Origin of the sequence: Sinomonas humi (genome assembly GCF_000802235.1) — a bacterium.
Taxonomy (GTDB): Bacteria; Actinomycetota; Actinomycetes; order Actinomycetales; family Micrococcaceae; genus Sinomonas; species Sinomonas humi.
This window is the reverse complement of the sequence record NZ_JTDL01000144.1, coordinates 17369-29300: the sequence shown is the minus strand read 5'-3', so window position 1 is coordinate 29300 and position 11932 is coordinate 17369. Positions and strand designations below refer to the sequence as shown.

The following is an 11932-nucleotide window of genomic DNA, read 5'->3' as shown; positions in this document are numbered from 1 at the left end:
GACCAGGAGAGAGATCCGTGACCCTGCCCGACCTCGAGGCACAGAGCCAGAAGCCGCTGACGATCCTGATCGGCGCCGATACCTACCCGCCCGATGTCAACGGAGCAGCGCAGTTCGGCTACCGCTTGGCAAAAGGCATGAGCGCGCGGGGCCACAATGTGCACGTGCTGTCGAGCCGTTCGGAGAAGGGCAAGAGCTTCAGCGAGTTCCGGCCGGAGGCGACAGTTCACCGCCTCCGCTCCCATTCAGTGCCGACCCATCCGTATTTCCGGGTGGTGTTCCCCTGGGAGATCAAGAAAGAGATCTCGCTTCTCTTCGATCGGGTGCAGCCGGATGTGGTGCATATCCAGAGCCACTACATGATCGGCGAGCATGTTCTGTACGAGGCGGTCAGGCGTGGGATCCGGGTCGTGGCGACCAACCATTTCATGCCGGAGAACCTCAACCCGTTCCTTCCGTTCCCGCAGTGGCTCAAGGACATCATCGGCCGTGTGTCCTGGAAGGACATGGGGAAGATCATGGGCCAGGCGAACGTAGTCACCACGCCCACTCCGCTCGCGGCGAAGGCGATGCGCGATCATGCCTTCCTGCACGAAGTGATCCCACTCTCGAACGGCATCGACTCGCCCGCATACGAGCTGCGGCCTGAGGAGCAGCTCACGAAGAACCCGTGGCCGACGGTGCTCTTCGCAGGGCGCCTGGCCGAGGAGAAGAACATCGATGTGCTCATTGACGCCGTAGCGAAGCTTCCCCAAGAGCTCGACGCCCATTTGGAGATCGTGGGCGACGGCGAGATCCGTCCTCGCCTTGATGCCCAAGTCGCTCGGCTCGGGCTCGGCGACCGGGTCCGTTTCCTCGGTCTGGTCCCCGATGATGAGCTTCGCGAGGCCTACCTCCGCGCCGATGTCTTCTGCATGCCGGGAACGGCCGAGCTCCAGTCGCTCGTGACGCTTGAGGCAATGAGCGCGTCGACGCCGGTCGTGCTTGCCGACGCGATGGCGCTCCCGCACCTGGTACGCGACGGCGAGAACGGCTTCCTCTTCCGACCCAACGATAGTGACGACCTCGCGGGCAAGCTCGTCGGGATCCTCAGGCTTCCCGAGTCGGAGCGGATCGCCATGGGGAAGGTTAGCCACGAGATGGTGCAGAAGCACAGCATCCAGTACACGCTGGACACTTTCGAGGCCTTCTATCGCGGAGCCGACGGGGTTCCGCAGAACGTCTGACCTCCGCTTTCACGCTAGGATGGAGGGGCCCGCACGGCTCCGGCCGTGCGGCGAGGGGCTATAGCTCAGCCGGTTAGAGCAGGGGACTCATAATCCCTTGGTCCTGGGTTCAAGTCCCAGTAGCCCTACACATTGCAGGTGGACCTGTCTAGGGTTGCCGCAGGTGGGCAACCAATAACCGAATCGGGCGGCAGTTCGCACTCGGGGCGTGAGACCGGGAGGGCCGGTGGCTGACCAGAGGGGTTTTCCTCGGTGGCACCTTTGGATCGGTGCCGCCCTCGCACTGTGCGGCTTGGTTCTCGGGTTTGTGCTGCCGGTGGGCCCCCACTGCGGTGCAGCCTTCCCCACTGCCTACAGCCCGGTGCCAGCCAGCGCCGTCGCTCCCCCCGGGACCGATTGGGTGGCCGAGTGCCGATCCGCAGCGCAGGACGAGTCCCACCTGTACGGGGGCTTCGTCCTTCTGGGGCTGGGGCTCGTAGCCTTGGGCCTTCTCCTGCGCTTTTTCAGTCGGAGGAGTGGGTCTCGTTAGTTAGACCTGCGGCTCTTCGCCGCGCTTCGCCCAGGCGCGTTCGCGGTCGAGATGCTCTTTGGGGCCCTCATACGCAGCAAGCGAGTTCCAGTTTCGGGGAAGCGCCTCGTCGCTGGCCTCGCTGACTTCGCTCACTTCACCGAGATTCCCGCCGACGAGGGCCGAGACTTCTCGCCCGAGGGCGAGCAGGGCTTCTCTCGTCGAATCAGGAATGCTCGAAATGCCGGGGATGTGCAGGGCATCGGGGTCGGAATCGGCTACGTCCAGGCCCAACGAGCGCGCGGCTGCCATGACGATTTCCGTGGCGCCTACTCCCGTGGCGCGTTGGAGGCCCCTGATCGTGTCTGGGTCAGGGAAGTTCTTGAGCGGCGAGTTGATGAGCTGAAACAGTCGTTTGCCCGTCGGGACACCGCCGCACGCCCGCGACATAGCCTCATACGACCAGTGGCGGTTCGCCTTCACGTCGGCGAGCAGCGACCCAAGGTCCTGCTGGCTCATCCACGCTCCCTCCATTTGTCCTGCAAGGCCGTCCTGCCAACCCCTGAATCTTAGGCGGCTCAGGGCCTCGTTTGCTCCCATGTGCCCTGCGTTTGCCTAACAACCGCCTAACTTTCGTTCGGCCCAAGACCTGCTATCAGAAGGAGTGGCCGAGTTCGCGCCTAACTTTTGCCTATCTTTGCTTCTTGTAGCATTACCCTTGCCTTGACGCCGCTGGACCCTCCCGATTGAATGGGAAACGCAGGCGGGCCTCGGACGTACCGAAGGGGGGTGGCGCGTCGGATGCGCATGAAGCTTGTCGCACGCGACATCCTGCTCCATCAGATGGCGCGCAAGGGCTGGTCGAATCGCGCCTTGGCGGAGTTCGCCGGCTGTGCGCCAGGGACAATCGACAACCTCGTCGCTGGGAGGACGCAGTCTCTCAACAGCCGGCGCACCGCGCAGCTTATCAGCGAGGCTCTAGGCCTGCCCGTTGAAGTCTTCTTCGTCCCCGTTTTATCTAGCAGTGCTACGCGGGACGGGAAGAGTGAGTCCCCATCAGATGGAGGAGGTGTCGCCCACCGCAAGAGAGCCGAGTGAGCTTGCCCCACAGTCTTAGAAAAGCCGACCCCAGGAAAACCAAGAAGTAACCCATAACCAAGTAACCCAAGAATGGGGGAGCCATGAACCTGCTTATAACAAAAGGCGCCGCTGCGGGCGCTGCGCTGTCGACGACCCTTCGCGAGCGGGCGGAAGTCGCTGCATCCTCTCAATACCGCACTGATCGCTGGGCGATTTTTATCGTCGTCCCACTCGCGCTCATTGTGGTATTCGGGGTCCTGACCGCGTGGTGGATTGCTTGCCAGCAGAGGGGAATGTATCCGGCCTTTGATTTCCCGAACTGGAACACCGGCGGGACGTTCAAGGCCTACTGCAAGGCCTGACGGCAATGACGTGGGGGCTGGAATGACTTTCGCTCTGGAGGTAGATGGCGTCCTTAAGCGGTATGGGAAGCGGCTTGCGATTTCCGATTTCACCCTACGGCTTGAGTCGGGCATGGCCTATGGCCTTCTGGGACCGAATGGGTCGGGAAAAACGACCGGCCTCCACGTCATTACCGGGCTCGTGACCCCGACGGAAGGCTCCGTTCGTATCGCCGGAGTTCCGATCGCCGAGAAGCGTTCCCGCGAATTGTTCGGATTCGCCCCCGATGACCTCCCCTTGCCTGTTGCGCTGACAGGCCAGGAATACCTGGATTTCCACCACGCCATGAGGAGGCGCGAGGACCGCGCGCGGGCGCGTGAACTCGCTGACATCTTCGATTTGACGGGCGACCTCGACAAGCAAGTGGGACAGTACTCACATGGGATGAGGCGGAAACTTCAGGTGATCGCGGCATTGAGCCACGAACCGCGGATCGCCATCCTCGATGAACCGTTCAGAGGCTTAGATCCGGATGCCGCTGCTGTCCTCAGGAGCGTCCTCGCCGGCTTCAGGAGGAGTGGACGCACCGTTTTGATTGCAACCCATGATTTGTTGCGAGCGGAACGCGAGTGTGACGAGGTAACTATCCTCAGTCGGGGCCGGATTGTCGCAGCAGGTGCGCCTCAGGCGCTGATCGAGGGCCGCGAGGGGTGCTCAAATTTGGAAGAGCTATTCTTGGCCGTCACCGGGCTCGGTGCGGCGGGCGGTCGGCGTGAAGTGCGCATCTCATCCCTCTTTTCATCGGATGTTCTGCCAGGAGGAGTGCTGTCATAATGACCCGAATTGTCCTTTCCGCATTAGGCGGAATGCTGATCGGATTTTCCGTGCTCACAATAATGTTGATCGGGTCACTGGCAGTCGCGTTGGCAACTGGCGTTCGGGTCTATCTGCCCGGCATCTTCGACGCTTGGATCACTGAGGAGAACGGGATGCCAGCAGTCAATTTCACGCCCAGTCCTTGGGGAATGCTTGCCGTCGTTTTGATCGTTTCCTGTTGCTTTGTCTGGGCTTCCTCCAGGAGCCGTCGATAGGGTGCGATAAAATGCTTCCCACCCTTGGCGCCGTCGCGCGCGTTTCGACGCTGCTGTGGCTGCGAGATCTTGCCGCCCTTTTCCATTTATCGAGCAAAGCAGTGATTGTAGGTGTGCTGGGGGCGTTTCTGAGCGCTGTTGCGCTCGGCCTGGTTCTTGCTGCCGCGGCGACTCAATCATCGATCGGCGTCTACCCGCCGGAATTGAAGGAGCTGTTGTTGCGGACGGCGTTCTCGTCGAGCTCAGTCATCGGCCTCCTGACTATCCTTGCCCTGGCCGTCTCATTGCCGCCGAGAACATCCTTCCAGTCGCTTGTCGACCTCCTTCCAGTGCGGCAGCTGGCGTCTCAGGTCGGCCAGCTCGTACCTGTTCTTGGCCTCGCCGCCACCTTTGGCCTCGCGCTCTCAGGGGTGGTGGTTGCCGTAGCGCGCCAAGTTCTAGAGCCCTTGGCGTTCGTGGCTGCGCTATTCGCCATCGCGGGGAACATGTTGGCGTTGCAGATGGTCGCGCTCGGGGCCTTCCTGGCCCTGTCTTCCTTGCTCAGCCGGCGTCTGAGGATTCCTCATCAGTACGCTGTCACCACTGCCGCTGCACTCGTGATGGCGGTGGGCCTCGGCGTCTTCTCCCGGGATGTCTTCACCCTCAGCAGCGATCTTCCGCTTGGCACAGCCCAACCATGGGGCGTCGCAGACCTTCTCGTGACACGTCTGGCTGTCGCGGCCATACTTCACGGGGGCCCTTTTCAACTCCTAGGAGTCGGACTGTGGTGGGCGGCCGGGCTTGTGGCACTGCTCACCGCCGGTCGCCTCCGTCATTCCAGCGGGTCCACGGGTGGGATCAGGCTCCTGACCGGTACACGTCCACCGCAGGGAGCGTTCCTCTCCTCGATTTGGTTCGAGGCCTTGATCGCAGTCCGCACGCCCCAGTTCATCGTCACCTCGCTCATGGCGGTGCTTCTCGTCGTCGGCGTTCGTTGGCTCGGGACACTCAGCGGAATGGGGCCTACTGCGGAGCAGCTTGCGTCGGGACTTCCCGCGGTGCCGTTTGCACTGTCGATGTACGCCGTGGGCAGGACGTTGAAGTACCGATGGCTCGGGGCCGTGGTCCACGGATCATGGTCGTGGTGGATCGCCCCGAAAGCTGTCGCGTACTTCGTCGTCGGGGCTTCGGTTGCGATACTCCTCTGGATCTTCGAGCTAGCTCTCGGAATGGTGAGTGCAAGCGATGTGCTCTCCGTTTCCATCCGCGCCGCGTTGGTTCTGGGGGCAGCGCTGCTCGGAGGAACGCTGGCTCCCTACTCAGACGAGCAGGGACTGTCCGTCGCCGCGTCCGGATTCTTGACTGGCCTGCTGGTGGTCGGTTCTTCGATGTTCGTAGCCTGGGCAGGTTCGGCGGCATCAGCCACGATGGGTGTGCTTGCGGAGCTCTCCTTGGCGGGGCTTTTCTTCGCACTGTATGCCCTGATCGCGTCCGTGCAGATCCCTAATGCGGCGCGATATGTCTGACGGCCTCAGTCGTTTCACCATCACAGAGGGGGTGACCGTTCGAGAAGAAGGACTCGTGCACCGTTCCCTAGGGATTGAAACAGTTCGTTCCTCAGATCGATTCGTTCAGGACACGCTTGAGCTCGGGCTGGCCAGTGAAGAGGACATCCCTGCTTGGCGATCGCTGATAGGTCCGTCACCGTTTCGGGCGCGAGTGCTTCCGCGAGGTGTAAGGCGCTCGGTATGGGTGGTGTCTTCCCACTGGGCGAAGGGCCAGGCCCGCTGGGCAGCTGTTGTATCGATGAGCCTCGTCATCGGAGTCGTCACCGGGCTCCACTCGCTCGTAGCCGTTGCCACGGGTGGCCTGCTCTTTGCGCTCGCGGTGCTGGTGCACGAGGCGGGCCATGTAGTCGCATACCGTGCTCTCGCCCCTCTGGACGCCCCGGCGATCTTCGTCGTGCGGGGGATGCGGTGCCATCTCGTCCGGATGAGGCTCGTGCCGGTGTCTGACGGCGCGGTTGCCCTTGCTGGGCCGTTGGCCCCGGCTGCCATGGCTATCTTCTTTGTGCCGCTGCTGTTCGCTGACCGCGTCGCACCCTGGCTGCCTCTGGTCTGCTTCGCCTGGCTCGCACTGGCCCTCAGCCATGCGCTTTGCGCGGCACTGCCGTTCGGCGATGGCACGACTATTAGAGAGAGTTGGAGCCTCGCGCGGGCCGAACGATCCACCCGGCAGCGGTCCTCCACCACCTAGGTTCAGGGGTGAACCCTGATATCCACCGCGTGAGTTCTCACGGGATGCGGTTCCCACGGGCGCCGGAGTTGGAAGGTGACGACCCCAGACTCGGCTCCCGCTCTGAGGACGAATCGTTGGAGGCGGCCTGAACCCGGAGTGGCGCTTGATGAAGGTTCTACCGGTCGCTCGGTGACGAGCTCCGTTCCCCTGCCCAACTCGGCGAGCTCCCACCGGTAGCCGGACCCGCCGGGCGACGACAGTGCGACCTCGAGCTCTGCGCCAGCATCGACTGCTCGTACTTCGTGGGTTTCGGGTGTCCTCTCCACTCGCCCGATTGTCGGAGTCGGCCAGTCTGCTCACAAGGGGCCTCCCTTGTTTCGTGGACAGATCCCCTGTATGTTACTAGCGAGTAACAAAGGTGCCCAGGAGGATAGAGAGATGCCCGAAGCAACCGAGCTGCCCTATGCGGATGGCGATTTCTTCGCGTTCGAAGCGCTTCTTTCTGAGAAGGAACGTGACCGACTTCACGAGGTGCGGGAGTGGCTTGAGGCCAACGTCCAACCGATCGCAGTGGACTTCTGGAACAGAGGAGAGTTTCCGCACGAGCTGATTCCCCGGCTCGCCGAACTCGACATCGTGAGCCCTGTCCGGCGCCAAGGCCGTTCGAACCTTCTCGCAGGCCTGCTCCACGCGGAGTTCACGCGCGCTGATGCCTCGATTGCGACCTTCATGGGCGTACACGACGGACTCTTCACCGGTTCGCTCGAACTACTGGCCTCGCGTGAGCAACAGGAGGAGTGGCTTCCTGACGTCTACGCGCTCAAGAAGATCGGGGCCTTCGCCCTCACTGAACCTCTGGGCGGGAGCGACGTCGCGGGTGGCACTCGGACGACGGCACAGAGGGATGGGTCGTCTTGGATCCTCAACGGCGCCAAGCGGTGGATCGGCAATGCGACGTTCTCGGATTGGGTCGTCGTCTACGCCCGAGATGTCGAGGACAACCAGGTCAAGGCCTTCCTCGTCGACACGCGCCTCGAGGGCTATAAGGCGACAAAGATCGAGAACAAGATCTCGCTCCGAGCGGTCCAGAACGCGGACATCACCCTCGAAGACGTCGTCGTTCCGGACGAGTTCAAACTTGCCCACGGAAACAGCTTCCGCGACACGAACAAGGTGCTCAGGGCCACGCGGCTCTCAGTTGCCTGGCAAGCCGTCGGGCTCATGATGGCTGCATTCGACGTCGCGCGCCGATACGCTGTCGAGCGCCTCCAATTTGGCCGTCCGATAGCTTCCTTCCAGCTCGTCCAGGACCATCTCGTCACGATGCTCGGGAACACGGTCAGCTCTCTGGGCCTCATGGTCCGCGTGTCCCAGCTCGCGGAGGAGGGGCAGGCGCGAGACGAGCAATCGGCCCTCGCGAAGGCTGTTACGACTGCTCGCATGCGTGAGTCGGTCGCCCTTGGCCGGGCCATTCTCGGGGGCAACGGCATCGTCACCGACTACGGGATGGCCAAGGTCTTCGCTGATGCGGAGGCAGTTTTCTCCTACGAGGGGACCCACGAGATCAACACCCTCGTGACGGGACGAGCCATAACGGGCATCTCCGCCATCGTGTGAGGCGCTCGGTCGTCCTGAACCCTACGGGTCTTGCCATGGCAGAAGGATCGACGGCCTGGTGTCGACGAGGAAGCGCAGCGGACTGACGTAGTCGTCGTCCTTTCGGACGCCCCAGTGGAGGCATGCCCCTTCGCAGTGCAGCGGGGCCGCCGCGATCCGCCCTATCGGCTGGCCCGGGGTCACTAGGCTGCCGGCATCTAGGTCTGTCTCCACGGGTTCGAAACTGCTTCGGAGGCCGTCCCCATGGTCAATGGTGAGCACAGGGCGGTCGACGACCCAACCTGCGAACGCAATCACGCCGTCGTCCGGTGCCAAAAGACCCTGCCCAGGCTGGGCGGCGAGGTCCACACCCCGATGTCCGCTGAGCCAAGGGCGCGCGGGAGGGTCGAAGGCACGCACGACGGCGGGCCGGGGCTCAAGCGGCCAAAGCCAGCCCCGCGCTGGTGCCGGCTGGCTCCTGGCGCCGTTGACCGCGGCGGCGCTGACCGCGCCCGCATAGGCTGCGACTGCGTTGACTGTTGCTGGCTCCGTCGCGCCGCCCGAGACTGCAGGATGCTGCGCAGCAGCCCCTGAGAGGGGGACTGCGAAGAGGAGGGCGACTGAGAGCCGCACCAGGCTGAGCATTCGGACCATGCTTCGAACATCGCCCTCGTGGGCGCCAGTCCCCGGACGACTGCAGCCCGATGTGGATGACGCGCCGTCGCCTGTTCTGTGGAGGCCCAATGACTGCAGGAACGCTGTAGTACACTGGCAACTGCGGCTTTCCGCGCTCTCTTGTCATGCCATATGCCTGAGTCACGCTCACGTGCCTCGTACGGTTTGCGGCAGGCATCGAAGGGCATGGAAGCCGACTCCGCGCATTCAGAGCTCGTCGTCCTGCGATGGGCACTGCGTTCCTGACGGTCCGCTCGGTTGCTTCAACCGGACGGCTCGGGTTCGCAGGGGATGCCAGGGACGTTGGCCGTCCGGTCTTCGTCGAACAACCGTCAACATCAAGGGCAGGGGCAAGGGCAGCCAGAACGGCTCCCTCGTGAAGGACCTGCCGGAAGGAGCGTCGGCATGCCCGTCGTCACCATGCGCCAGCTGCTCGACAGCGGCGTCCACTTCGGTCACCAGACCCGCCGTTGGAACCCGAAGATGAAGCGCTTCATCTTCACCGAGCGCAACGGCATCTACATCATCGATCTTCAGCAGTCGCTCTCGTACATCGACCGCGCATACGAGCACGTCAAGAACACGGTCGCCAAGGGCGGCACGGTGCTCTTCGTCGGTACCAAGAAGCAGGCCCAGGAGGCCATCGCGGAGCAGGCGACCCGCGTCGGCCAGCCGTACGTGAACCAGCGCTGGCTCGGTGGCATGCTCACCAACTTCTCGACCGTTGCCAAGCGCATCCAGCGCCTCAAGGAGCTCGAGGAGATCGACTTCGAGGATGTGGCCGGTTCGGGCCGCACCAAGAAGGAGCTCCTCATCCTCGAGCGCGAGAAGGACAAGCTCGAGAAGACCCTCGGCGGTATCCGCAACCTCTCGCGTACGCCGTCCCTGCTCTGGGTCGTCGACACGAAGAAGGAGCACCTCGCCGTCGACGAGGCCAAGAAGCTCGGCATCCCGGTTGTCGCGATCCTCGACACGAACTGCGACCCCGACGAGGTCAACTACCCGATTCCGGGCAATGACGACGCAATCCGCTCCGTCAATCTGCTCACCCGCGTGGTTGCTGACGCCGTTGCCGAGGGCCTCATCGCGCGCACCAACCGTGCCGCTGGCTCCGAGGGCTCATCCTCTGCCGAGCCGCTGGCAGAGTGGGAGCGCGAGCTTCTCGAGGGCCAGAACGCTGAGCAGGCCCCGGCTGAGCAGGCGGCTCCGGCCGAGCAGGCCCCGGCTGAGCAGGCGGCTCCGGCCGAGCAGGCTGCGCCCGCCGAGGGCGAGCAGGCTCAGGCCTAGTCAGTCAGAGACATGAACCCAGCCGGGATACCCGGTCAGGGGACGACGGCAGGATGGCGCCGCCCAAACGGGGCCATCCTGCCGATGTGTGAGAAGTGCTAAGAACGAGACAGAGGGGTTCACATGGCGAACTACACCGCTGCTGACATCAAGGCCCTGCGCGAGCGCACGGGCGCGGGCATGATGGACGTCAAGAAGGCTCTCGACGAGGCCAACGGCGACGCCGAGAAGGCCGTCGAGATCATCCGTATCAAGGGCTTGAAGGGCGCGACCAAGCGCGAGGGCCGCTCGACCGCCGAGGGCCTCGTGGCTGCCAAGGTGGAGAACGGCGTCGGCGTCATGGTCGAGGTCAACTGCGAGACCGACTTCGTCGCCAAGTCCGCCAAGTTCATCGAGCTGGCCGACAAGGTCCTCGGTGCTGCGGTTGCTTCCGGCGCTGCCGAACTCGATTCCCTCCTCGCCGCTCAGATCGACGGCAAGCCGGTGAGCGAGTTCGTCGTCGAGGAGGGCGCCGTGCTTGGCGAGAAGGTTGCCATCCGCCGCGTTGCCCGCATCGAGGGCAAGACGGTCGATGCGTACCTTCACAAGACGTCCAAGGACCTCCCGGCCCAGGTGGGCGTTCTTTTCGCGGTAGACGGCGAAGGCGAAGCCGCTGAGGCTGCCGCCCACGACGTCGCCGTCCACATCGCCGCAATGGCGCCGAATTACCTCAGCCGTGAGGACGTTCCGGCCGACCTCGTCGAGTCCGAGCGCCGCATTGCGGAGGAGACGGCCCGTGCCGAGGGCAAGCCGGAGGCTGCGCTCACGAAGATCGTCGACGGTCGCGTGACCGGCTTCTTCAAGGGCGAGGTCCTGCTCGATCAGGCATTCGCGAAGGATGCCAAGAAGAGCGTCGGCCAGGTCCTCAAAGAGGCTGGCGTCGAGGGTTCTGCCTTCGCGCGGTTCCGCGTCGGCGCCTAAGCAGGCTCATTCCGGGCCCGCCATCCCGCTTGCATGAAGGGGCGGCCACCGCCGGTGGCCGCCCTTTCGTGTGCCAGCAATTTCGTGTGATGGCAATGCCGATAATCTAGACCAAGGCCAACACAGCCACCGCCCTACCCACCGGTTCGAGGGGACAGATTCACACATGGAAACCGTAGAGACCGACGTGCAGACCGCGACGCTCCCCGTGACTGGCGACCCTATTCCGGAACATCGCCGGCGCGTGCTGCTCAAGCTCTCGGGAGAGGTGTTCGGCGGCGGCAAGCTTGGGGTGGACCCGGGTACCGTGCGCGGAGTTGCCGAGCAGATCGCAGCAGCGGTCGACGACGTCGAGGTCGCCATCGTCGTGGGCGGCGGCAATTTCTTCCGAGGCGCGGAGCTCTCACAGAGCGGGATGGATCGCTCGCGAGCTGACTACATGGGGATGCTGGGCACCGTCATGAACTGCCTCGCACTCCAGGATTTCCTTGAGCAGGCCGGCGTGGAGACTCGGGTTCAGAGCGCCATCACCATGGGGCAGGTGGCGGAGGCCTACATTCCGCGGCGCGCGATCCGGCACATGGAGAAGGGCCGCGTGGTGATCTTCGGTGCTGGGGCCGGCCTTCCGTACTTCTCGACCGACACGGTGGCCGTGCAGCGCGCGCTCGAGGTGCATGCCGACGTCGTCCTCATGGCCAAGAGCGGCGTTGACGGTGTCTACACGGCCGACCCGAAGAAGGACCCCGAGGCGCGCAAGCTCGAACGGCTCACCTATGACGAGGCCCTTCGCCGTGACATCAGGGTCATGGACCAGACCGCGATGACGATGTGCAAGGACAACGGCGTGACAATGGTCGTCTTCGGAATGGAGGGCGCGGGTAACGTCACGAAGGCCATTCTGGGCGGCGAGCTTGGAACCGTGGTGACCCCGTAGTCCCGCTAGGATGGCA

Annotated in this window: 12 protein-coding genes and 1 tRNA gene; 10 read left to right on the top strand and 3 right to left on the bottom strand. The window is 63.7% G+C overall.

Annotated elements, in window-relative coordinates:
- The first annotated feature begins 17 nt into the window (after nt 1–17).
- The gene (locus LK10_RS17000; protein ID WP_043126275.1) at nt 18–1226 is read left to right on the top strand and encodes a glycosyltransferase; all 1209 of its coding nucleotides are present in this window, start codon (nt 18–20) and stop codon (nt 1224–1226) included.
- A 54-nt stretch (nt 1227–1280) separates the two neighbouring features.
- Nucleotides 1281–1354: transfer RNA gene (locus LK10_RS16995), tRNA-Ile, on the top strand.
- A 401-nt stretch (nt 1355–1755) separates the two neighbouring features.
- On the opposite strand, the gene LK10_RS16985 is transcribed toward LK10_RS16995, so the two are convergent.
- Nucleotides 1756–2253, bottom strand: a complete 498-nt coding sequence (locus LK10_RS16985) for a hypothetical protein (RefSeq protein ID WP_043126272.1) — start codon at nt 2251–2253, stop codon at nt 1756–1758.
- Nucleotides 2254–2915: 662 nt separating this feature from the next.
- Here LK10_RS16985 and LK10_RS16975 point away from each other — a divergent pair.
- The 4 genes from LK10_RS16975 (at nt 2916) to LK10_RS16960 (ending at nt 6482) form a co-directional block, all read left to right on the top strand.
- Nucleotides 2916–3176, top strand: a complete 261-nt coding sequence (locus LK10_RS16975) for a hypothetical protein (RefSeq protein WP_043126266.1) — start codon at nt 2916–2918, stop codon at nt 3174–3176.
- A 22-nt stretch (nt 3177–3198) separates the two neighbouring features.
- On the top strand, nt 3199–3990 hold the full coding sequence (locus LK10_RS16970) for an ABC transporter ATP-binding protein (protein ID WP_052207503.1): 792 nt from the start codon (nt 3199–3201) through the stop codon (nt 3988–3990).
- Nucleotides 3991–4258: 268 nt separating this feature from the next.
- Nucleotides 4259–5752 carry a hypothetical protein gene (locus LK10_RS16965; protein ID WP_043126265.1) on the top strand — a complete coding sequence of 498 codons (1494 nt, stop codon included), beginning with the start codon at nt 4259–4261 and terminating at the stop codon, nt 5750–5752.
- Nucleotides 5753–5978: 226 nt separating this feature from the next.
- On the top strand, nt 5979–6482 hold the full coding sequence (locus LK10_RS16960; protein WP_156144231.1) for a hypothetical protein: 504 nt from the start codon (nt 5979–5981) through the stop codon (nt 6480–6482).
- A 2-nt stretch (nt 6483–6484) separates the two neighbouring features.
- On the opposite strand, the gene LK10_RS23085 is transcribed toward LK10_RS16960, so the two are convergent.
- Entirely contained in the window at nt 6485–6790 is a 306-nt protein-coding gene (locus LK10_RS23085) for a protease inhibitor I42 family protein (RefSeq protein ID WP_197061973.1), read from the bottom strand.
- Between the two features lie 112 nt (nt 6791–6902).
- Here LK10_RS23085 and LK10_RS16955 point away from each other — a divergent pair, with 112 nt between their 5' ends.
- Complete coding sequence (locus LK10_RS16955; protein ID WP_043126259.1) at nt 6903–8081, top strand: acyl-CoA dehydrogenase family protein; 1179 nt, start codon at nt 6903–6905, stop codon at nt 8079–8081.
- A 21-nt stretch (nt 8082–8102) separates the two neighbouring features.
- Here LK10_RS16955 and LK10_RS16950 read toward each other — a convergent pair whose 3' ends face one another.
- Complete coding sequence (locus LK10_RS16950; protein ID WP_043126257.1) at nt 8103–8705, bottom strand: M23 family metallopeptidase; 603 nt, start codon at nt 8703–8705, stop codon at nt 8103–8105.
- A 435-nt stretch (nt 8706–9140) separates the two neighbouring features.
- Here LK10_RS16950 and rpsB point away from each other — a divergent pair, with 435 nt between their 5' ends.
- The 3 genes from rpsB (at nt 9141) to pyrH (ending at nt 11916) form a co-directional block, all read left to right on the top strand.
- Nucleotides 9141–10022, top strand: coding sequence for a 30S ribosomal protein S2 (gene rpsB / locus LK10_RS16945; RefSeq protein ID WP_043126254.1), 882 nt, complete (start codon nt 9141–9143; stop codon nt 10020–10022).
- Nucleotides 10023–10145: 123 nt separating this feature from the next.
- Nucleotides 10146–10982, top strand: coding sequence for a translation elongation factor Ts (tsf, locus tag LK10_RS16940; RefSeq protein ID WP_043126252.1), 837 nt, complete (start codon nt 10146–10148; stop codon nt 10980–10982).
- A gap of 166 nt (nt 10983–11148) precedes the next feature.
- Complete coding sequence (pyrH, locus tag LK10_RS16935) at nt 11149–11916, top strand: UMP kinase (protein ID WP_043126248.1); 768 nt, start codon at nt 11149–11151, stop codon at nt 11914–11916.
- Nucleotides 11917–11932 lie beyond the last annotated feature (16 nt).